This window comes from Nocardia sp. NPDC058633 (genome assembly GCF_042717045.1).
Lineage (GTDB): Bacteria > Actinomycetota > Actinomycetes > Mycobacteriales > Mycobacteriaceae > Nocardia.
Genome location: NZ_JBHXRA010000003.1, coordinates 276,949 through 298,877, shown reverse-complemented (window position 1 = coordinate 298,877; position 21,929 = coordinate 276,949). Strand labels below are relative to the sequence as shown.

The following is a 21,929-nucleotide window of genomic DNA, read 5'->3' as shown; positions in this document are numbered from 1 at the left end:
GCCACAAATAGCGGTATACCAGTAATATCGAAGGAGGTCCCACCCCGTCGATGAGGGCGCGCGCCGTCGCGCCTCCGGCGCAGAATCGCAGACGAGGTGCCCGCGCGACTTCGGTCGCGGGGCACCCGACCCCAGGAGGTACCCGTGAGCCGATGCATCGGCGGCGACGATTTCACCCTGCTCCCGGATCTGGCCGTCCGCACCCTGGGTGGTTCGGTGATCTGGGCGAACGACGAGTTCTTCGCGGAGAAGGAGAACCTCGTCAGCCCGAATCCGGCGCGGTACCAGCCCGCGACGTTCGGTCACAAGGGTCAGGTCTACGACGGCTGGGAGACCCGCAGGCATCGCGGTAGGCCCGGCGACGACGCGGCCGTCGTTCGCCTCGGTGTGCCCGGCGTGATCCGCGGTGTCGTGGTCGACACCGCCTGGTTCACGGGCAACTATCCGCCCGAGGTATCGCTGTCGGCCCTGGCTGTCGAGGGTTACCCGCCCGCCGAGGAGATCGCCGCCCGCACCGACTGGGTGAGCCTGCTCGACCGGGTGAAGGTCGGCGGGGACAGCCGCCATCCGTTCGCCGTCGACAACGAGAACCGGTGGACCCATGTGAAACTCACCATGCACCCGGATGGCGGCATCGCCCGACTGCGCGTGCACGGTGAAGGTCGCCCCGATACCGCGCTGCTCGGCCTGGGCCCGCTCGACCTGGCGGCGCTGGAGAACGGGGCTGTCGTGCTCGACTGCTCCAACCGGTTCTACAGTTCCCCGAACCAGCTGCTCTACCCCGGCCTGGCAAGGGAAATGGGCGACGGCTGGGAGACAGCGCGTCGCCGCGACGACGGAAACGACTGGGTGCGCGTCAAATTGGCGGGCCCCGGCGCGATCCGGCTCGCCGAGATAGACACCTCCTGCTTCCTCGGCAACAGCCCCGGCGCGGCCTCGCTCACCGGTTTCACCAGTGACGGAACCGAAGTCGAGCTGCTGGCGCGCACCGACCTGCTGCCCGACACCCGCCACCGCTTCGCGCTCACCCCCGCGGCGGCGTCGGTGGTGGAAGTCCGGCTCGACATCTACCCCGACGGCGGCCTCGCCCGCCTGCGGCTCTACGGCGAGCTCTCCGCATGATCGGCCGACGCCCGAAGGAGTCGGCATGACCGGGGAACGTGACTTCATCGGCTACGGCCCGACCCCGCCCGATCCGCAGTGGCCCGACGGTGCGCGGATCGCGGTGCAATTCGTGCTCAATTACGAAGAGGGCGGGGAGAACAACGTGCTGGACGGCTCCCCGCACTCGGAGACGTTCCTGTCGGAGATGACGCCCGCCGAGGCCTTCCCGAACCGGCACATGAGCATGGAATCGCTCTACGAATACGGTGCGCGCGCGGGCCTGTGGCGAGTGCTGCGCGCCTTCGAACGGCGCGCGATTCCGCTCACCGTCTTCGCTGTCGCGCGCGCCATGCAACGCAATCCCGAAGCGGTGGCGGCGTTCTCGGAACTCGGATACGAAATCGCCTGCCACGGATTGCGGTGGAAGTCCTACCAGTTGGTCGACGAGGAAGCCGAACGTGCCGACATGGCCGAAGCGGTGCGCATACTCACCGACCTGACCGGCGCCGCCCCGCTGGGCTGGTACACCGGTCGCGACTCGCCCCGCACCCGCGAATTGGTCGTAGAACACGGCGGATTCGTCTACGACTCCGACTCCTACGCCGACGACCTGCCCTACTGGACCGAGGTCGACGGCCACAACCACCTCGTCGTTCCGTACACCCTCGACACCAACGACATGCGCTTCGCCTCCGCCGCGGGCTTCGCCAACGGCGACGAGTTCTACGCCCACCTCCGCGACGCCTTCGACGTCCTCTACCGCGAAGGTGCCGAAGGCGCCCCGAAGATGCTCTCCGTCGGCCTGCACTGCCGCATAGCGGGACGCCCCGCGCGCACCGCCGCCCTGGAACGCTTCCTCGACCACGTCTTGTCCCACGACAACGTGTGGACAACCCGCCGCATCGACATCGCCGAACACTGGCGAAAGGTGCACCCGGCAGACCCGCGAGAACCGTGAGAGAGGTCTTTCTGGAGACCGATCGGTTGGTGCTGCGTCGGTTCACCGACACCGACTGCGACAACCTGGTCCGCTTGGACAGCGATCCCGCGGTCATGCGCTTCCTGACCGGTGTGCCCACCCCGCGATCGGTGATCGAGCACGAAGTGTTGCCCACGATCCTGCGCGACTACCAGCGCGGTCCGGCGGGTCGTTTCGCCGCCGTCGAGCGATCCACTGGCGCGTTCGTGGGCTGGTTGTCCCTGCGGCCTCCCGAGGACGGCAGCGTCGCCGACGTGGAACTCGGCTACCGGCTCGCCGCGTCGGCCTGGGGCCGGGGATACGCCACCGAGGGGGCGCGGGCGTTGATCAGGAAGGGCTTCACCGAACTCGGCGTCGGGCGGGTGTGGGCCCAGACGATGGCGGTCAACATCGCCTCACGACGCGTGCTGGAGAAATCCGGTCTCACCTACGTCCGGACCTTCCACCCCCAGTTCGACGACCCGCTTCCCGGCACCGAGCACGGCGAGGTCGAATACGAACTGACCCGCGCCGAATGGGCTTAGGCCAGCCCGCAGCGTTCGATGTTGGTCAGGGTGATCTGACGGTCGGATTCCTTGGCCTGGGGGACGCGGTGGTAGGCGCCCATGGAGTCCATGTAGGTGACGAACACGTCGGCGATCTCCTCCGGCGTCGCGTCGGGCTTGCTGGCGCGAACATTGTCCACCAGGGCGCGAGTGGTGTCGCACTGCTCTTCCTGGGTGAAGATCGGCGGCGGGTCGGCGTGCGCGAAGGCGGGCGCGAGCAGCAGCGCGAAAGCGGCGAGGACGGCTGATCTGACGATTCTCACACCGGCGACTGTACGCAGATCTCGAGCGTGGACGCGATCGCCGACGATCGAACAGGCTGTGGGCGAGAGGAATACAGACCACAGCCTGTTCGGGATGCCCGCTACGGCCTCGGGTCAGGCGAACAGGGTTTCGACGAACGGCACCGAGTCGACCAGGGAGGCGCTGACGGTGCCGTTGTGGTCGGTGGGGTAGGTATGCAGGGAGGCGGGTTGGTTGTTGGCTTCGAGGACGGCGAAGTAGCGCAGGGTTTCGGGGGTTACCACGTCGGTGTCGAGGAGGCCCTGGGCCAGGAAGAGCGGGCGGTCGTAGCCGGTTTCGGGCAGGCCCATGTAGCGGGCGAGGAGGCCGTGAGCGTCGGGGATCGACGACAGGGGGCGGGCGAACATGCTGCCGATCGAGGGCTTCGCCGCGGCGAGTTCGTCGCCGAGGGGGCCGATGCAGGCGGTTTGGGCGCGGGCGAGCCAGGTGCGGCCGGTGTCGGTGAGGAAGCTGTCGATGTTCAGGTCGGGGTAGGTGGTGCGCAGGCCGCTGAGGATGTAGAGGACGTAGGCGGTGAGGTGGGAGCTCAGGGCGATGGGGGGCACGCCGGGGCCGAGCAGCCCGATGACGTCTTCGATGTAGGCGGGGACGCCGGTGCCCACCGCGCCTCGGTAGTCCAGGCCGGGGCCGCCGAATTCGGTGGCGTAGCGGGCGGTGAACACCGCGGCGCCCGCGCCCTGGGACTGGCCGACCACGGCCCACTTGTTCGACAGGGACGGGTACTGCTCGGTCGCGGCCTTCACCGCGTCGACCACGTTGTGCGCTTCGGCGGTGCCGTTGAGGTAGGGATGTTCGCCGGGGCCGCCGAGGCCGGCGTAGTCGGCGGCGACGATCGCGTAGCCCTGGTTCAGCCAGGTTCCGAGGTAGGCCCAGTCGCGCTCGACAGCGGCGGGTCCGGCCAGGCTGTAGGCGCAGTCGTCGCCGAGTCCCACGGTGCCGTGCGCCCACGCGATCACCGGCCACCCGCCCTGTGGGGCCTCGCCCGCGGGGAAGTACACGGCCGCACCGGTTGTCGTCGGCTGGTCGCCCGCGGTGGTCGATCGGTAGAGCAGGCGCTCGGCGCGGGCGGAACCGGGCAGGGTCGCCGCGGCCGACAGTGACTCGACGCCGACTACGGTGCCTGCCGTCTCGGTGGGTTGCGCACTCGCCACCGGCACCAGGCTCAGTGCCGCCGCCAACACGGTCAGCGATGTCGCCGCGATCCTCGAAATCCTCATGGCCCCACTCTTTCGTCTTCGTGGCCGAACATCCAGGACATGTGCCCGCCTCCGGGCGTCCAGACGTCTCGGTGGACGAGTGTCGCGCACGCCGTACTGTGCACCCACTTCTGGGGGGTGATGGGGAGATGCCCGCGTCGTGACCGAATCGAGTGACGACACGCACATCATTCGTGTCCGGCGTGGGGTGTGAAACGACTCACACACTGCAAGGCTCGGGAGTGTCGGAGCGCGCCCACTGGATGATCGCTAACAGTACGGGCGTTATGCTAAAACTCCTGGTCAGCACTACCCGCTGGTAGGCCCGATGCTTGCAATCGGCCCGCTAATTTCGCAAAGTTAGCAAACGTGTCGGCAAAACTAGCTGAGATTCACACAACCAACAGGTAGACGGCCATTTCTGGGTGTGCCATTGTTTGGAAGTACACCCCTTGGGCCCTAGTAAGTCCTAGCAAGCCTGCAAATTGCGCCAGTAGTACGAGATGTGCAACCGAAAGCGTTCAGCCGCCGGTTGATTCGCACGCCGACTGCGCGGCGCACCGACCACACGAGGAAGTGGAGTCAAGAGATGTCTCTCCCCGGCACCCCGAAGACCGCAGCGGAAATCCAGCAGGATTGGGACACCAACCCGCGTTGGAAGGGTCTGACCCGCACCTACTCCGCTGAGCAGGTTTCCAAGCTGCAGGGCAACGTCGTCGAGGAGCACACCCTCGCCCGTCGTGGTTCGGAGATCCTGTGGGACCTCGTGAACAACGAGGACTACATCAACTCGCTGGGCGCCCTCACCGGCAACCAGGCCGTGCAGCAGGTTCGCGCCGGCCTGAAGGCCATCTACCTGTCCGGTTGGCAGGTCGCCGGTGACGCCAACCTGTCCGGCCACACCTACCCGGACCAGTCGCTGTACCCGGCGAACTCGGTTCCCGCGGTCGTGCGTCGCATCAACAACGCGCTCTCGCGCGCCGACGAGATCTCCAAGGTCGAGGGCGACGAGTCGGTCAAGAACTGGCTGGCCCCGATCGTGGCCGACGCCGAGGCCGGCTTCGGTGGCGCCCTGAACGCCTACGAGCTGCAGAAGGCCATGATCGTGGCCGGTGCCGCCGGTGTGCACTGGGAAGACCAGCTGGCTTCGGAGAAGAAGTGCGGCCACCTCGGTGGCAAGGTGCTGATCCCCACCCAGCAGCACATCCGCACCCTGACCTCCGCGCGTCTGGCCGCTGACGTCGCCGACGTGCCGTCGGTGATCATCGCCCGCACCGACGCCGAGGCCGCCACCCTCATCACCTCCGATGTGGACGAGCGCGACCGTGAGTTCCTCGACGGCACCCGTACCGCCGAGGGCTTCTTCGGTGTGAAGAACGGCATCGAGCCCTGCATCGCGCGTGCCAAGGCCTACGCCCCCTTCGCCGACCTCATCTGGATGGAGACCGGTATCCCGGATCTCGAGGTCGCGCGCAAGTTCGCCGAGTCGGTTCGCAGCGAGTTCCCGGACCAGCTGCTGGCCTACAACTGCTCGCCTTCGTTCAACTGGAAGGCGCACCTGGACGACGCGACCATCGCGAAGTTCCAGCGTGAGCTCGGCGCGATGGGCTTCAAGTTCCAGTTCATCACCCTGGCGGGCTTCCACTCGCTCAACTACGGCATGTTCGACCTGGCGCACGGCTACGCTCGCGAGGGCATGACCGCGTTCGTCGACCTGCAGGAGCGCGAGTTCAAGGCCGCCGCCGAGCGTGGCTTCACCGCCATCAAGCACCAGCGTGAGGTCGGTGCCGGCTACTTCGACACCATCGCCACCACCGTCGACCCCAACACGTCGACCGCCGCCCTGAAGGGCTCCACCGAAGAGGGCCAGTTCCACTGATCCCCCTCGGAGTTGCTCTGACCGGCAACGCCTTTCCTCTACTCCGGTAGGGGTGTGGTGGCTCCGCCACCGCCACGCCCTCCCTCGCCGATCAGCCCTCGGCGAGGGAGGGCATCCCTATACTTTGGTCGCTATGACCTCCCCAGCCACCCCACAGCCAGACATACAGCAGGAGCGGGACGTGAGCACGAGCGAGAAGATTCAGCGCGTTGGCATCATCGGCGCGGGACAGATGGGCGCCGGCATCGCCGAAGTGTGCGCACGCGCGCACGTCGATGTCCTCGTCTACGAGACCACCCGTGAACTCGCCGCCGCAGGCCGCGCGCGGATCCTGCGTTCGCTGGACCGTGGCGTGAGCAGCGGCAAGATCACCGAGCGTGAGCGGGAGCAGGCCGCCTGGCGGCTGCGGTTCACCTCCGATCTCAGCGACTTCGCCGACCGTCAGCTGGTGGTCGAGGCCGTTGTCGAGAACGAAGACGTCAAGACGGCGATCTTCAGCGAGCTGGACAAGGTCGTCACCGACCCCGACGCCGTGCTCGCCTCCAACACCTCCTCCATCCCGATCATGAAGATCGCCGTCGCCACCGCGAACCCCGAGCGCGTGGTCGGACTGCACTTCTTCAACCCGGTGCCGGTGCTGCCGCTGGTCGAGCTGGTCACCACGCTCAAGACCAGCGAGCCGGTCGCCAAGCGCGCCGAGCAGTTCGCCGCCGAGATCCTGGGCAAGCAGATCGTGCGCTCGGCCGACCGCTCCGGTTTCGTCGTCAACGCGCTGCTGGTGCCCTACCTGCTCTCGGCCATCCGGATGGTCGAGTCGGGCTTCGCCACCAAGGACGACGTCGACAAGGCGATGGTGCTCGGCTGTGCGCACCCGATGGGCCCGCTGGCGCTGACCGACCTCGTCGGCCTCGACACCGTGAAGTCGATCGCGGACTCGATGTACTCCGAGTTCAAGGAGCCGCTGTACTCCGCCCCGCCGCTGCTGATGCGCATGGTCGAAGCCGGGCTGCTCGGCAAGAAGACCGGAGCCGGTTTCTACCAGTACGGCAAATAAGAGTTGCTCACCGGAGGCCACCGACATCAGCTACGACGCGATGCCGGTGGCCTTCGGCTTTTCCGGGTGGTTTGCAGGGGGAACGGCGAAGGGTCGTTCTCCAGGCATAAGCTGCTGTAGCCGGACGCGCTTGCGCACCCGGTGTTATGTCGAGTGCAGCGTGTGATCGAAAGGGAGTATCGGCGGTCATGGTCAACGTCACCGATGGATTCGGGTCGAGCGTTCTCGGTTACCCGAGGATCGGCCCGCACCGAGAGCTCAAGCGTGCGCTCGAGTCGTACTGGCGCGGATCGCTCGAACGCGAAGAACTGCTCGCGGTAGGCCGCGACATCCAGGAGCGCCAGTTCAACGAGCTGGCCGCGACCGGACTCTCGCAGGTGCCGGGCAACACCTTCTCCTTCTACGACCACATCCTCGACAACGCGCTGCTGTTCGGCGCGGTGCCCTCGCGTTTCAAGAAGTTCTCCGACGGGCTCGACCCGCTGGACTTCTACTTCCTGATGGCGCGCGGCAACCCGGACACGCCGCCGCTCGAGCTGGTGCGCTTCTTCGGCACCAACTACCACTACCGGCAGCCCGAACTCGACGCCGACACCACCTTCTCGCTGCATCCCGAGGCTCTGCTCGACGAGTGGGACCGGGCGGCTGCCCGCGGGATCGAGCTGCGTCCGGTGGTGCTCGGCCCGGTGTCGCTGCTGCTGCTGTCGAAGGCCGGGCACGTGCCGGGCGAGACCGAGTTCGACACGTTGAGCCTGCTCGATCAGCTGCTGCCCTTCTACGAGGAGCTGTTCGAGATCCTCGCCAAGCGCGGGTCCACCTGCGTGCAGCTCGACGAACCCTGCTTCACCGGTGAGCGCACGCCCGCCGAGCTGGCCGCGTTCGAGAAGGCCTACAACCAGCTGGCGAAGGCGCCGCTGCGTCCGCGCATCCTGGTCACCGGGCAGTACGGCGATTTCGGTGAGGCGCTGCGCATCCTGGCCGCGAGCAATGTCGAGGCGATCGGGCTCGATCTGGCCTCGTACCGGATGCAGCCGGAGGAACTGGCGGCGATCCCGGGGATCAAGCGCAAGCGGATCTACGCGGGTGTCATCAGCGGCCAGAACGTGTGGCGGGCCGACCGGGTGGTCACGCTGAACTACCTGAACGCGATCGCCGAGGTGTGCCCGGACCTGGTGGTCTCGACCGGCACCACGCTGCTGCACGTGCCCTACGACGTGCTCGCCGAATACGACATCGAAGGCAATGTCGCCGACCGGCTCGCCTTCGCGAAACAGAAGGTGGGCGAGGTCGTCTCACTCGCCAAGGCGCTCACCGAGGGCCCTTCGGAGAACTGGCGTAAGCGGCCCACCGAGGTGCATTTCAAGCAGAAGCACGCGGTGCGCCAGCGGGTGTACGCGGTGACGCCCGAGATGCGTGAACGCGCGCCCTACGATGTGCGCGCGGCCGCGCAGCAGGAGCGGTTGAACCTGCCGCTGGTGCCCGCCACCACGCTCGGCTCGTTCCCGCAGAGCGGCAAGCTGCGTCAGGCCCGTCACGAGGTGTCCTCCGGACGGCTGTCCGACGACGACTACCGCAAGCTGGTCGAAGCCGAGATCGAAGCCACGATCCGACTCCAGGAAGACATCGGCCTCGATGTGTTCGTGCACGGTGAGCACGAGCGCAACGACATGATCCAGTTCTTCGCCGAGCAGCTCGACGGTTTCGCCACCACCCGTTTCGGCTGGGTGCAGGTGTACGGATCCCGTTGTGTGCGACCGCCGATCGTCTACGGCGACGTCGCCCGGCCCGCGCCGATGTCGGTGGAGTGGACCACCTACGCGCAGTCGCTGACCGACAAACCGGTGAAGGGCATGGTCACCGGGCCGGTCACGATGCTGGCGCGCTCGTTCGTCCGCCAGGATCAGCCGCTCTACGAGACTGCCGACCAGGTGGCACTGGCCATCCGGGACGAAGTGGTGGACCTGGAGAAGGCCGGGATCGCGATCATCCAGGTCGACGAACCCGCCATCCGTGAGCTGCTGCCCGCCCGTCCGCGTGGCCGCGAGGAGTACCTGCGCTGGGCGGTCGGCGCGTTCAAGCTGGCCACCTCCGGCGTGCGATCGGACACCCAGATCCACACGCACATCGGCTATTCCGGCCGCACCGAGGTGGTCGACGCGATCGATCAGCTCGACGCCGACGTCACCGCGATCGTGGCGACCCGCTCGATCGAATGGGTCATCGACGCGCTCACCGAGGACCTTTCCTCCGGCCACGGCCTCACCCACGGTGTCGGCCCCGGCGTGTACGAGAGCCGCTCGGCCCGCATCCCCGACATCGACGAGTTCGACGAGCTGCTCACCCAGGCCGCGAATGCCGTGAGCCCGCAACGGTTGTGGGCCAATCCCGACGGTGGGCTCAAGACGCGCCACTACTGGCAGTTGGAGCCGTCGTTGCGCAACATGGTGGCCGCCGCTCGACGGGTGCGCCGGCGGGCAGCTGCCGCGGAAGCCGCGGCGGCGACCGCCTCGCAATGATCTGAATGTCGAACGGGCGCACCGAAATCGGTGCGCCCGTTTCGTCTGTCGCGCCGACACGGCCGAGATCGCCGTGTTCGGCCGCGGTCGAGCTCTACCGTGGGTGAATGGAACAGCGAATCAGCCTGATCACCCTGGGTGTGGCCGATCTGGCGCGAGCGCGCGCCTTCTACGAAGCACTCGGCTGGCGTGGCCAGGAGGTCGAGCAGACGGTCTTCTTCCAGGCAGGCGGGCTCGGCCTGGTGTTGTGGGGCCGGGACAAGCTCGCCGCGGATTCCGGTGTGCCCGAGGAGGGCACGGGATTCGGCGGGATCGCCCTGGCGCACAACGTGCGGTCCGACGCCGAGGTCGAGGAACTGCTGGCGCTGGCACAGGCAGCGGGCGCCACGATCACCAAGCCCCCGGCCACCAACCCCCTCGGCTTCCACTCGGGCGTCTTCCTCGATCCGGACGGCCATCCCTGGGAGGTCGCGCACAACCCGGGTTTCCCACTGGCCGCGGACGGTTCGATCACCATTCCCGATTTCGGCGCCTGAGCCCGCTGGGCGGAACCGAACCGAGCCCCGCGGGCCACCGAAGCCGCTGGAGGCCGCGGTACTCGACCGCACGAGGTGGGACACCCACCAGCGTGCCGGTGGGTCAGGTCCTGGTGATCGGGGGGAGGACGTAAGTCTGGTCGAGGACGGCCTGGCGCGGCTCGTACATGCGCATGCAGGGGCGGAAGCCGCCTTCGGGGGCGGGGAGCCAGTTCGCGCGGGCCTTGGGGTCGGCGGGCTCGGCGTGGCTGATGGTGATCGTGAGTGCGCCGTTGTCGTCGTAGACCAGGCCCGGGGTGCGGTCGCCGATCGAGTAGCGGTCGATCGGGTTGGCGCACAGGTAGAAGTCCGGCGTCGAGTACATCGTGACCGACCAGAAGGCGTTGACCGGCGGGGTGGGGTCCAAGCGCAGGGTGTAGGTGTTCGTGCCGTTCAACGGCTGTCCTGCGTCGTCCGCGTAGATCATGGCGTAGGCGGCCTCGTAACCGTGGTTGCCCCAGAGGCCGGCCTTGGCCGCCACGGCGCGAGCGACGATCCGCCGCGCCGGGTCGGTGATCTTGAAATTCTCGTCGTCGAGTGTGCCGACCTCGAAGAAGTCGACGTTGTAGTCGAAGATGTGCAGCATCAGGTGCCAACCGTTCTGCTTGTCGATGCCCCCGCCCGTCATCGCCTTCGACAGTTCTTCCTGCCCTTCGCCGAGCCCGGCGCGCAGGGTGGATGCTCGGTCCGGGGCGGGCGACAGGTAGGGAGAGGCGCCCGCGGTCGTCAGGCCGATCTCAGCCAACGAATCCTGAAGTGCGCGATCGCGTTCGGCCGGGGGATATGCCTGCGACCAGACCCGGACCTTTTCCAGAAACATCAGGTCAGGGGCGACGGTCGGATCCGGCGACGGCAGTCCCGAAGGTTGCGCCGCGCGGTCGACGGGCGTCAAGGTCGTCGCGTCCTGCAGGGCATGCACGGCGGGGAGGTCGGCCTCGCCCGCGCACGCCCATCGCCCGACGATCACGCCGACCGCGGTGGGAAATCGGATGACGGTGGTGTCCTCGGGGACGGTGCCGTCCCATCCCGGTGGTACGAGCAGATAGTCGCCTGCCCGGTTGCCGGTGGCGCGCTTGCCCACGTAGGCGAAGTTGTCGGTCCACGCGTCGATGAACTGCATGACGTAGTACCGGTCGCCGGTGTCGGGCACGTGCAGGATCACCGGGCCCGCGGAAACGTCTATCGGGGCGATCGAGTACACGGTGTCGTTGTTGACCGAGACGAACTTCGCCGAGGCGTCGGACAGGGTGCGGGCGTGCGAGAAGCTGTTGAACGGCGTCGCTGGGCTCGCACCGATGCCCTCGCGGATGAATCGCTCGATCGAATCAAGGTTGAAAACGAGCGGAAACCCGTACAGGTAGGCCTGTGCGGTCAGTTCGGGCACGTTCTGATGCGGCATGAGCGCTCCTCGTCCTGGCGTACGCGTCGCGCGACCATGATCGGACCGCGCGATACCAGCATTCGCCGATGTCGGATCGACGCACATCGCCCATGTCGGGTGAGATCGCGGCCCTCGCGGGGCCTCTCACCGAAGGACCGGAGTGATTGCCAGGGGTCAGGAGCGTCGGATCATGGCGTGGGCGCCGGCGGTGAGCTCGGTCGCGGTGGGGGCGTTGGCCGGGTCGATCAGCCATTGCAGGAGTAGGCCGCCGATCATCGTTTGCAGGATCGCGCCCACATTGCGGTCGCCGTTGCCGAAGGCCTCGGTGAGGCCTGCGCGGGCGCGGGCCTGCGCGTCGGCCAGTTCGGCGCGCAGTTCGGGGGAGTGCAGTGCCTGGTTGAGGCATTCGGCGTTGGCGTGCCACAGCGGCGCGTTCTCGACGAACGAGGTGATCAGGCTCTGCCAGAACGCTTCGAGGCGGGCGGCGGGATCGGTCGGGTCGGTGGCGGGTAGCGCGTCGAGGATCTGCGTCACCGCGGTCGCGCTGGATTCGAGCATGGCCTGTTGTAGCAGCTTGTCGCGGGTGCCGAAGTGGTAGTTGATGGCCGCGAGGTTGGTGCCGGAGGCGGCGACGATATCGCGCACCGTGGTGCGGGCGTAGCCGCGTTCGGCCAGGCACTGCTTGGCGGCTTCCAGGAGATCTTCTCGCGTTCCCACCCGCGCACCATAGCAAGGTGCATACGCGTGTTCGTGACACTCGTTTCAAACAAGCGTCAGTGACAAGTGTATGAAACGGATGTATGTTTCGAACATGACCTCTCGGCGACGTATCTCCGCGTTCGAATCCAGCTTTTTCGGCACCGACACGACCATCGGCAGCGTGCCTGCCGGTGGGATGCCGCTGTTTCTCGGCACCACCGTGCACGGCGTGCTCGACCCCGCGATCCTGCGGACGGTGCTCGACGAACTCGCCGCCGCGCATCCGCTGCTGCGCAGCCGGGTGGTGACCGAGGGCGGCGGGGGATACTTCGTTCGCGACGACGAGTTCCGGCCTCGGCTCGACATCGTCGAAGGCGGCGAAGCCGAGTATCTGGCGCTGGTCAACGACCCGCGGGACTGGAGTGAGGGACTGTTCCGCGCGTACCTGCTGCGGGCGGGGCTACGGCAGCAGATCGTGTTGGTCGTCCATCACGGAATCTCCGATGGCAGATCGGGATTCGCGCTGCTGGGGCAGCTGTGGCGGCATTACACCGCCCATGCGAGGGGCACCGCTGTGCCGGAACCGGATTCGGATCAGCGACTGCCCGAAGCCATGGACACCCGCCTGGCCGAAGTGGTTTCGGTCGAGCAGGCACGGGCGTGGCTGGCCGAGATCCGAGCGGGGGCGGCGACGATGAGTCCGCAGGACGCGCCACGAACACTGCCCCGCGACGGCTCCGACGCCGATCCGCTCGGCCGATTCGCGATGCAGCGCATCGAACTGACGGCCGAGGAGACCGCTGAACTCGTGGCATCGGCGCGCTCGCACGGCCTTTCGGTGAACAGCGTGCTCACCGGTGCGGCCCTGGCCGCCATCCGGACCCGCTTCCCTGAGTCGGGCGGCGTGCCGATGTTCTGCGGGTACGCGGCCGACGTGCGTGCGGAGTTCGATCCGCCGGTGCCCGCCGACACCATGGTCAACTTCGCCTCGGGCGCGGGCGTCGCGGTCCGGGCGAACGGCGACACCACCCAACTCGAACTGGCTCACTCGGTCGAGGCAGGCCTGCGCGCCGGTTCGCAGCGCCGCGAACCCGCCCTCTTTCCCCTCGCCGCCCAACTCGTCGACGACGACGTCACCGCGGCCCTGCTCGCCGCACCCCCCACCATCGCCGTCTCCAATATCGGTCGCCTGCAACCCCATTCGATCCCCGAGCACATCGCCTTCGTCCGCGACGACGTCTACGCCATGGGCCCCGCCATGCCCCCGAAACTCACCGCCTTCACCATCGGGGGTCGCCTCACCCTCCAACTCGAATACGACACCGCCCTCTACCGCCGAGCCTCCATGGAAAAACTGCGCCTGACCCTCGGCGAAATGCTGCAAACCCTCGAGTGAGGGGGCTAGCTGGGTGTTCCCTTTGCCAGCACCGCTTCGACGGTTCGGGTGGCGCCGTCGGGGGAGGTGACGTCGAGTCGGATTGGGTCGGCGGGTTTGCGGATGTTGATCGCCGCGGCCAGGGCCTTGGCGGTGGTGATCGAGACGCCGTCGACCGCGGTGATCACATCGCCGATGCTGATTCCGGCCTCGCGCGCGGGTTTGCCGTAGAAGGCCCAGCTCACCTGGGCGCCGGCCGGGCGGGCGTCGATGACCTGTACGCCGAGGGTGGCGGTGGGGCCGATGTGGACGGTGTCGGTGGGAGTGCCGGAGCGGATCTGTGCCACGATCCGCATGGCGGTGTCGATCGGCACGGCGTACCCGTTGGCCGGTTTACCTTCGGCGCGGGAGTTCTCGCCCGAGGCCGCCGTGATCACCCCGACCACCGCCCCCGAGGCGTCGGCCAGCGCGCCGCCGGACTGCCCGCCCATCACCGGCGCGGCGATCTCCACCATCCCGTCGAGCGCCTTGCGGGTCAGGTCGGCGGAGTTCATGGCCACGATCGTCGCGTTCAGATCGGTGATCGGACCGGCGACCGAGGTCGGTGCTCCGCCGTCGCCGCCCGCGTCGCCGATGGCCAGCACATCCTGGCTGATCCGCAGGTCGGCGGAGGTGCCCAGGCGCGCGGTCGGGAGATCTCGGGCCCCGCCGAGCGACAGCAGCGCGATGTCGGCGCCGGAGTCGTAGCCGAGCACGGTGGCCTCGTAGATCAGCCCGGTGGCGATATCGGTGACGCGCAGCGCCTCGGCCCCTTTGATCACGTGATGACTGGTCAGAATCTGCCCGTCGGCGGTGAGCACGATCCCCGACCCGGCCGCCCCGATCCCGACACCGCCCGCGTCGACGTCGATGTTCACCAGCACCGACTCCATCTGCCCGGCGACCAGCACCGGATCCAGCGGCACCAGCACCGGCGGCTGCGCCTGCGCCACGAATTCCGGCTCGACCAGGACGAATTCCCCGCGAAACCCGAGAAACGCGCACACCCCGAGCAACGCCACCACCATCGTCACCAGCACTCGTCCGACACGCTTCACCGCACATGTCCTCTCTCGCGAGCCGACCAATCCATTGTGACCGGTTTTTCGCCTCCGCCGGTCTCGATACGGACGCGGCCTACTTGGCAAAGCACGCATGCGGCTGTAGGCATGTAGCCATGAGCACCGCTGCCGCCTACGCCAAGCCCTCCCCCGACGGGGCCTTCGAGAAGGTCACGATCGAACGCCGCGAAGTCGGACCCGACGATGTGTTGATCGACATCAAATACGCGGGTATCTGCCATTCCGATATCCACACCGCGCGCAACGAGTGGGGCGGCGCGCAGTATCCGTGCGTGCCCGGCCACGAGATCGCGGGCATCGTCGCCGCGGTGGGCTCGTCGGTGCGCAAATACCAGGTCGGTGACCGGGTCGGCGTCGGCTGCCTGGTGAACTCGTGCGGCAAGTGCGTGCCGTGCCTGGCGGGCGAGGAGCAGTACTGCACCAACGGCCCCACCTGGACCTACAACTCGCCCGTCCCCGAAACCGCGCAGCCCGGCGGGTACACGATGGGCGGGTACTCCACCCAGATCGTGGTCGACGAGAGCTTCGTGGTGTCGATCCCCGAAGGCATCGGTCTCGATGTCGCCGCGCCGCTGCTGTGCGCGGGCATCACGCTGTTCTCGCCGTTGAAGCACTGGAACGCGGGACCGGGCAAGAAGGTCGCGATCATCGGGATGGGCGGGCTCGGGCACGTCGGTGTGAAGATCGCCGCGGCGCTCGGCGCGGAGGTGACGGTCCTGAGCCAGTCACTGCGCAAGCGCGACGACGGTCTGCGCATGGGAGCCGACCACTACTACGCCACCAGCGAGAAGGAAACCTTCCGTCAGCTGCGCGGCCGGTTCGACCTGATCATCAACACCGTCTCGGCCGACCTGCCCATCGACAACTACCTGCGCCTGCTCGCCCTCGACGGCACACTGGTCATCCTGGGCCTGCCGGAGCACCCGATGAGCGTGAGCGGGCGCAACCTCGCCGGATTCCGTCGCTCACTGGCGGGATCGATGATCGGTGGCCTCGCGCAGACCCAGGAGATGCTGAACTTCTGCGCCGCGCACGGGATCGGCGCGGAGATCGAACTGATCTCCGCCGATGAGATCGACTCCGCCTACGACCGCGTGGTCGCCAGCGATGTCCAGTACCGGTTCGTGATCGACACCGCCACGGTGTAGTCGACCGGGTCGGCGGTACGCGCGCCGACGGGCCGTGAGCGTTGGTCCTGGGTACCGTGACATTCGTGGTCGCCGAGGACGAATCCGCTCTACCTGCCGCACAGCCTGCCGACGTGAACGCCCTGCCCGCCTTCTGGACGGTGCGAACACCGCCGCGCTGGCTGCCGCGCGCGCTGCTGTACGCCGTGCTCGCGGTGGCCGGGTTGATCGCGGCGTTCTGGGTGCTTGGCAAGATGCAGGGCCTGCTCACAGTGCTGCTGGTGTCGATCTTCCTGGCGTTCGCGATCGAGCCCGCGGTGAACTGGCTCGCGGCGCGCGGTGTGCGGCGTGGGGCAGGCACCGGCGCGGTGTTCCTGGTGGTGCTGGTGCTGATCGTCGCGTTCGTGTGGACGCTGGGCGCGCTGCTCGTCAACCAGGTGACCATGCTGGTGAAGAACGCGCCCGACTACGTCCAGGACCTGGTCGACTGGGTGAACTCGACCTTTCACCAGGATCTTTCGGGCGACGACCTGACCAAGTACGCCTCGGAGTGGAGCTCCACGATCGAGAAGTACCTGGTGGGCCTGGCCGGAAACGTTTGGGGCATCGGCACCGTCGCGATCGGGGCGCTGTTCCAGCTGCTCGGGGTGCTGCTGTTCACGTTCTACTTCGCGGCCGACGGACCGCGCTTTCGCACCTGGGTGTGTTCGCTGTTGCCTCCGAGACAGCAGAAACATGTGCTGCGGGCCTGGGACATCGCGGTCGACAAGACCGGTGGCTACATCTATTCTCGGGCGCTGCTCGCCCTGTGCTCGGCCATCGCGCACTACGTCGCGCTGCGAGTGCTCGATGTGCCGTCGGCGTTCGCCCTGGCGTTGTGGGTCGGCGTCGTCTCCCAGTTCATCCCGACTGTCGGCACGTATATGGCCGGAGCGCTGCCGGTGCTGGTCGCGCTGGTGCACGATCCGATCAGCGCCCTGTGGATCCTGCTGTTCATCGTGGCCTATCAGCAGTTCGAGAACTATGTCCTGCAACCGCGGATCACCGCGACCACCCTGGACATGCACCCGGCGGTGGCTTTCGGGGCGGTGATCGCGGGCGCCGCGCTACTCGGGCCGACCGGCGCCCTGCTAGCGATTCCCGTGACCGCCACACTGCAGGGTTTCGCGGGCGCCTACGTGCGGCGATACGAAGTCACCGAAGAGGCCGACGCCCCGCCGCCGAAGAAGAAAAAGCGTAAGAAGGCCGAGTCCGGCACCGCCTCCGCCGACGAACAGCCCGGCTCCCGGCGCACTGATCCGGCAACATGAGCCGGGGCCTGACCGGTCGAGGTGGGCGGCGGCGGTAGCGTTCGCCGGATGGACACCCTGAACTCGGTGATCGTCGACATCAACGACGCGTTCTGGAACTGGTTGCTGATCCCGCTGGTCATCGTGGCCGGGTTGTACTTCACCGTGCGTAGCGGCGTGGTGCAGCTGCGGATGCTGCCCGAGATGTTGCGGGTGGTCACGGAGAAGGGGCCGACCGCGCCCGACGGGAAGAAGTCGGTGTCGGCGTTCGGGGCGTTCAGTATCTCCGCGGCCGCGCGGGTGGGGACCGGCAATATCGCGGGTGTCGCGACAGCGATCAGTGTCGGTGGACCCGGGGCGGTGTTCTGGATGTGGGCGATGGCCACGGTCGGCGCCGCGTCGGCGTTCGTGGAATCCACGCTCGCCCAGCTCTACAAGCGGCGAGAAGGCGAGCCGGGGACCTTTCGCGGCGGCCCCGCGTACTACATGGAGCACGGGCTGCGGCGCCGCTGGCAGGGGTTGGCGTTCGCGGTGATCATCACGCTGACCTTCGGCTTCGTGTTCAACGCCGTGCAGGCCAACACCATCGTGGTCACCAGTCGCGCCTCGCTGTCGGGGCTCGACGGTGACTGGTACGCCCCGATGGTCGGGCTCGGATTGGTCGTGCTGCTCGGGCTGGTGATCTTCGGTGGGGTGCGCCGGATCAGCCGCATCACCGAGGTGCTCGTTCCCGTGATGGCCCTGGTGTACCTGTTGCTCGGTATCGCGGTGGTCGTGTTGAACATCGGTGATCTGCCGCGGGTGTTCGCCGATATCGTCGGCGGGGCGTTCGGGCTGCGTGAGGTGGTCGGCGGCGGTATCGGTGTCGCTATCACCCAGGGAATCCGGCGTGGCATGTTCTCCAACGAGGCCGGTCTCGGCTCCGCTCCCAACGCCGCCGCGGCCGCGGACGTGTCGCACCCGGTGAAGCAGGGGCTGGTGCAGTCGCTCGGCGTCTACTTCGACACCCTGCTGATCTGCTCGATCACCGCGTTCATCATCCTCACCAGCGACCCCGACCTGTCCGAGCGTCGCAGCGCCGACCTCACCCAGAACGCCCTCCAGACCTCACTGGGCTCCTGGGCCGGCCACGTGCTCACCGCGGTGGTGTTCATGCTCGCGTTCAGCTCGATGATCGGCAATTTCTACTACGGCCGTTCCAACATCGAATTCATCACCGGCCGTCCCCAGGCGCTCACGACCTTCCGGGTGCTGGTGCTGGTGGCGGTCTTCGGTGGCGCGCTCGGTTCGGTGAGCCTGATCTGGAACCTGGCCGACGTGTTCATGGGCGTGATGGCACTGGTCAACCTGGCCGCGATCATCCCGCTCGGCGTCATCGCGTTCCGCCTGCTCGCCGACTACCGTGCCCAGCGCCGCGCGGGCAAGGACCCCGTGTACGTACACAGCGCCGACATCGCCGACCCGGCGGGCGTGCAGTGCTGGCAGGCAACGATTTCGTCGAGCTTGCCCGGTAAACCCACCCACTAGTGGTAGGCATGGGAAATGGCGAAATACTGGGCCGAATCGGCTGATATCGCACTACGCGCCGACGGTCACCGCGTCGCCGATCTCGACACCTCGAGCACGCCGGGTTTCACCGGCGACAAGCGACTCGGCAAGGACCTGCTCGCCGAACGCGCGACGGTGCTGTCGGCCTTGCAGGAGAAGCTGTTCGCGCACGGTCGCACCGGCGGCCAGCGCAGCGTGCTGCTGATCCTGCAGGGCATGGATACCGCGGGTAAGGGCGGCATCGTGCGCCACGTCATCGGTTCGGTCGACCCGCAGGGCGTGGATCACGCGTCCTTCGGCGTGCCGACCGAACTGGAGGCCCAGCACGATTTCCTGTGGCGCATCCGCAACAAACTGCCCGCGCACGGTCAGCTCGGCGTCTTCGACCGCTCCCACTACGAGGACGTGCTGGTGGTGCGGGTGCACGATCTCGTGCCGCAGGCGGAGTGGGAGAAGCGCTACGACCTGATCAACGCCTTCGAGAAGGAGATCGCCGACGCGGGCACCACCATCGTGAAGGTCGCCATGTTCGTCTCCCTCGACGAACAGAAGCGCCGGCTGCGCGAACGGCTGGAGCGCCCGGACAAATACTGGAAGTTCAACCCCTCCGACATCACCGAACGCGCCTACTGGCCCGAATATCAGAAGGCCTACCAGGCCGTTCTCGACCGCACCAACACCGAATACGCGCCCTGGCACGTGCTGCCGTCGGACCACAAGTGGTACTCACGCCTCGCGGTCACCGAATTGCTGATCGCCGCGCTGGCCGAAATGGAACTCGACTGGCCGCCCGCCGACTTCGATATCGCCGAGCAGTTACGGCGACTCGACGAGTCCTGAACGAGCTTTGCGGAAACTCTCAGGTTCGGCCCGCATGATGTTCGGTGGTGGGGAGCAAACGAGCGAAAGGCGTGTGACGACGGTGAGCACGGGCAAGAGCCCCTCGGGCAAGAATCCGCTGGCGGCGGCCGAGGCGGCCGACAAGAAGCGCAAGATCGCGATCCAGGTCGGCGTCGCCGCGGTCCTGGTGGCGCTGGTCGCGGCCATCGGCATCGGAATCGCCGTGAACAAGTCCGATTCCGACACGGAATCGTCGACTATTTCGGCGGCGCAGTTGCCCGCGACGGGCGGGGCGGTCACCGAGACCGGCACGGTGGTCATCGGCAATCCCGATGCGAAGGTCAAGGTGCGCGTGGTCGCCGACCTCCAGTGCCCGGCCTGCAAGCAGTTCGAGGCCGCCAACGGGGAGGCGCTGGCCAAGGCCGCCGCCGACGGCACCGCCTCGGTGGAATACCAGATCATCTCGTTCCTCGACAGGGCCTCGACCAACCAGTACTCCTCGCGCGCGGCCAACGCGTCGTTCTGCGTGGCGAAGTCCGATACGACCAAGTACCAGTCCTGGTTGCAGGCCATGTTCGAAAAGCAGCCCGAAGAGGGCGGTGCCGGCCTGAGCAACGACGAGCTCATCACGATCGCCGCCGACGCCGGCTACACCGATCCGGCCGTCGCCACCTGCATCGAGGGCAAGCCGTACAACGACTACATCCAGCAGGTCACCCAGACCACGCTGCAGAGCGGCGTGAAGTCGACGCCGTCGGTGTTCGTCAACGGTCAACTGAACCAGTCCGACGCGATCTTCACCGAGAACGGCCTCGCCGCCGTGATCGCTGACGCGGCCAAGTGATCACCGCCCCCGCCCGCTCGGCCTGGCTGTTGCTGATCGCCGGGCTGGCGGGCTGGCTGGCGTCGTTCACCCTCACCGTCGAACGGTTCAAGCTGTTCGTCGACCCGGACTACGTCACCTCGTGCAGCATCAACTCGGTGCTGTCGTGCGGGTCGATCATGAAGACCGACCAGGCCGCGGTATTCGGTTTCCCGAACCCGCTGATCGGCGTCGTCGGGTTCTCGGTGGTGGTGACGCTGGCGTTGCTGTCGGTGCTCGGCGTCGGTTTCCCGCGCTGGATCTGGGGCGGGCTGTGGATCGGCACCGTGCTCGGCATGGCCGGACTGTGCTGGCTGATCTTCCAGAGCCTGTACCGGATCAACGCGCTGTGCCCGTACTGCATGGTGGTGTGGGTGGCGGTGCCGGTGCTGTTCGCGGTGACCACCCAGGAACTGTGGGGCCGCTCGCGCGGGGCGATGGGAATCCTCGCCGAATGGCGCTGGACCCTGGTGGTGGTGTTCTACGCGGTGGTGCTGCTGCTGGTGTTCCTGAAGTTCCAGGACTACTGGCTGAGCCTGGTCTAGCTGGGTAGACCGAGCTCAGTCGGCGGGTGGCGGCAAGCCGGAGCTTGCTGACTGCTCGGGCCTGACCTGAATCGGCGTCGGTAGTAGGTCAGCGCTGGTGAAAAGCGTGGGCGAGGTCCACGTCGGTGAACGCGGCGGGTACTACACCGTCGACGGTGTAGCGGTAGAGGGCGGTCTGGTAGATCCCGGACAGGGCGGAAACTATGACGGCGGCGGCGATTAGCATGGCCGCTCCCACGAGGAACAACAGGATCGCCAGTGCGATGCTGGTGCCGATCAGGGTGATGCCGAGAATGCCGACAGCCGCACCGGGGATGGCGAGTAGGAAGCCGAGTAGGCCGAGACCGGCGTTGCCGACAACATTCTCGCCCCAGGTGCGCTTCATCGATTCGGCGGAATCCTTCACCGCGTCGACCAGGCCACGATCGGCGAGCACCATCTTCGGCAGCACCAGAAAGGTCACCACCTGCCAGGCTGCACCCATGAGCCCCAACAGGATCGAGCCGAGGAAAGGCACCCGGTCCTGCGCCATCCGCAACAGCTGGGACACCGTTGCCGTCACCAACGCCCAGCCCAGGATTCGCGGCCATCTCCCGGCCGCAGCACGGACTCCGCCCGCGACGCTCGGATCGCCGCCGCGCATTGCCACGTCGGCCTGTGAGATCAGCGCCGCGTTGAAGAAGAGGGTGACGAATGCCGACGTCAGGTACATCAGCCCGAACAAGATGTAAGTCAGCGCCGACGATTTGTCCCACACGTCGGTCGCCACAATCGGCACGAAGAAGGTGACGGTCACCGCCACGCTGGCCGCGCCGGACAAGAGCGGGAAGATCGCAAGTTCCCTGCGTTGCTTCAGCACTGAGGCCGAGGTCTTGAACATTTGCCACGACTGAGCGAATGCCACCGTAGCCCCCTTCGTTCGGTGTCACCAGCCACGTCAGCCTATCGGGTGCTCGTTTCGGTCAAGTTGGCGACGCCCGCCGAACGGCCG

At 67.3% G+C, this 21,929-nt stretch carries 20 protein-coding genes; 14 read left to right on the top strand and 6 right to left on the bottom strand.

Translation table 11 applies throughout. From position 1 onward, the window contains the following. Positions 1–144 precede the first annotated feature (144 nt). From alc to ACFWUR_RS05370, 3 genes are read left to right on the top strand one after another with little or no spacing between them, the layout of a single operon-like run. On the top strand, positions 145–1,122 hold the full coding sequence (gene alc, locus ACFWUR_RS05380) for an allantoicase (protein WP_378902213.1): 978 nt from the start codon (positions 145–147) through the stop codon (positions 1,120–1,122). 25 nt (positions 1,123–1,147) lie between these two features. Next, positions 1,148–2,062 (top strand): allantoinase PuuE, encoded by a 915-nt coding sequence (gene puuE, locus ACFWUR_RS05375; protein ID WP_378902211.1) that lies wholly within the window; start codon positions 1,148–1,150, stop codon positions 2,060–2,062. Continuing rightward, positions 2,059–2,607 (top strand): GNAT family N-acetyltransferase, encoded by a 549-nt coding sequence (locus ACFWUR_RS05370; RefSeq protein ID WP_378902208.1) that lies wholly within the window; start codon positions 2,059–2,061, stop codon positions 2,605–2,607. The genes puuE and ACFWUR_RS05370 overlap by 4 nt, the downstream gene beginning before the upstream one ends. Here ACFWUR_RS05370 and ACFWUR_RS05365 read toward each other — a convergent pair. After that, positions 2,604–2,891, bottom strand: coding sequence for a hypothetical protein (locus ACFWUR_RS05365; RefSeq protein WP_378902205.1), 288 nt, complete (start codon positions 2,889–2,891; stop codon positions 2,604–2,606). The genes ACFWUR_RS05370 and ACFWUR_RS05365 overlap by 4 nt on opposite strands. Positions 2,892–3,005: 114 nt before the next feature. Next, positions 3,006–4,148 carry an alpha/beta hydrolase family protein gene (locus tag ACFWUR_RS05360; protein WP_378902202.1) on the bottom strand — a complete coding sequence of 381 codons (1,143 nt, stop codon included), beginning with the start codon at positions 4,146–4,148 and terminating at the stop codon, positions 3,006–3,008. 568 nt (positions 4,149–4,716) lie between these two features. On the opposite strand from ACFWUR_RS05360, the gene aceA reads away from it, so the two are divergent. From aceA to ACFWUR_RS05340, 4 genes are all read left to right on the top strand, one after another. Continuing rightward, complete coding sequence (gene aceA / locus ACFWUR_RS05355) at positions 4,717–6,006, top strand: isocitrate lyase (RefSeq protein WP_067450000.1); 1,290 nt, start codon at positions 4,717–4,719, stop codon at positions 6,004–6,006. A 181-nt stretch (positions 6,007–6,187) separates the two neighbouring features. Further along, a complete protein-coding gene (locus tag ACFWUR_RS05350; protein ID WP_378902199.1) occupies positions 6,188–7,060 on the top strand; it encodes a 3-hydroxybutyryl-CoA dehydrogenase in 873 nt (290 codons plus the stop codon). Positions 7,061–7,248: 188 nt separating this feature from the next. Then, positions 7,249–9,576 (top strand): 5-methyltetrahydropteroyltriglutamate--homocysteine S-methyltransferase, encoded by a 2,328-nt coding sequence (gene metE / locus ACFWUR_RS05345; RefSeq protein WP_378902196.1) that lies wholly within the window; start codon positions 7,249–7,251, stop codon positions 9,574–9,576. 107 nt (positions 9,577–9,683) lie between these two features. Next, positions 9,684–10,112, top strand: coding sequence for a VOC family protein (locus ACFWUR_RS05340; protein ID WP_378902193.1), 429 nt, complete (start codon positions 9,684–9,686; stop codon positions 10,110–10,112). 103 nt (positions 10,113–10,215) lie between these two features. Here ACFWUR_RS05340 and ACFWUR_RS05335 read toward each other — a convergent pair whose 3' ends face one another. Continuing rightward, entirely contained in the window at positions 10,216–11,550 is a 1,335-nt protein-coding gene (locus ACFWUR_RS05335; RefSeq protein ID WP_378902190.1) for a DUF1254 domain-containing protein, read from the bottom strand. Positions 11,551–11,706: 156 nt separating this feature from the next. Next, on the bottom strand, positions 11,707–12,249 hold the full coding sequence (locus ACFWUR_RS05330; protein WP_378902187.1) for a TetR/AcrR family transcriptional regulator: 543 nt from the start codon (positions 12,247–12,249) through the stop codon (positions 11,707–11,709). A gap of 94 nt (positions 12,250–12,343) precedes the next feature. Between ACFWUR_RS05330 and ACFWUR_RS05325 the strand changes: the two genes are divergently transcribed. Beyond that, a complete protein-coding gene (locus ACFWUR_RS05325; protein ID WP_378902184.1) occupies positions 12,344–13,627 on the top strand; it encodes a condensation domain-containing protein in 1,284 nt (427 codons plus the stop codon). 5 nt (positions 13,628–13,632) lie between these two features. Here ACFWUR_RS05325 and ACFWUR_RS05320 read toward each other — a convergent pair whose 3' ends face one another. Further along, a complete protein-coding gene (locus ACFWUR_RS05320; RefSeq protein WP_378902181.1) occupies positions 13,633–14,703 on the bottom strand; it encodes a S1C family serine protease in 1,071 nt (356 codons plus the stop codon). A 119-nt stretch (positions 14,704–14,822) separates the two neighbouring features. Here ACFWUR_RS05320 and ACFWUR_RS05315 point away from each other — a divergent pair, with 119 nt between their 5' ends. The 6 genes from ACFWUR_RS05315 (at position 14,823) to ACFWUR_RS05290 (ending at position 20,938) form a co-directional block, all read left to right on the top strand. Beyond that, positions 14,823–15,875, top strand: coding sequence for an NAD(P)-dependent alcohol dehydrogenase (locus ACFWUR_RS05315; protein WP_378902178.1), 1,053 nt, complete (start codon positions 14,823–14,825; stop codon positions 15,873–15,875). A 65-nt stretch (positions 15,876–15,940) separates the two neighbouring features. Continuing rightward, positions 15,941–17,164 carry an AI-2E family transporter gene (locus tag ACFWUR_RS05310; protein WP_378902175.1) on the top strand — a complete coding sequence of 408 codons (1,224 nt, stop codon included), beginning with the start codon at positions 15,941–15,943 and terminating at the stop codon, positions 17,162–17,164. A gap of 48 nt (positions 17,165–17,212) precedes the next feature. After that, entirely contained in the window at positions 17,213–18,670 is a 1,458-nt protein-coding gene (locus tag ACFWUR_RS05305; protein ID WP_378902172.1) for an alanine/glycine:cation symporter family protein, read from the top strand. 15 nt (positions 18,671–18,685) lie between these two features. Then, entirely contained in the window at positions 18,686–19,531 is an 846-nt protein-coding gene (locus ACFWUR_RS05300; protein ID WP_378902169.1) for a PPK2 family polyphosphate kinase, read from the top strand. 73 nt (positions 19,532–19,604) lie between these two features. Further along, positions 19,605–20,375 (top strand): DsbA family protein, encoded by a 771-nt coding sequence (locus ACFWUR_RS05295; protein WP_378902166.1) that lies wholly within the window; start codon positions 19,605–19,607, stop codon positions 20,373–20,375. Beyond that, a complete protein-coding gene (locus tag ACFWUR_RS05290) occupies positions 20,375–20,938 on the top strand; it encodes a vitamin K epoxide reductase family protein (protein ID WP_378902515.1) in 564 nt (187 codons plus the stop codon). Before ACFWUR_RS05295 ends, ACFWUR_RS05290 begins: the two co-directional genes overlap by 1 nt. An 88-nt stretch (positions 20,939–21,026) precedes the next feature. Here ACFWUR_RS05290 and ACFWUR_RS05285 read toward each other — a convergent pair whose 3' ends face one another. Continuing rightward, positions 21,027–21,842, bottom strand: a complete 816-nt coding sequence (locus ACFWUR_RS05285; protein WP_378902163.1) for a DUF6159 family protein — start codon at positions 21,840–21,842, stop codon at positions 21,027–21,029. Positions 21,843–21,929: the final 87 nt, after the last annotated feature.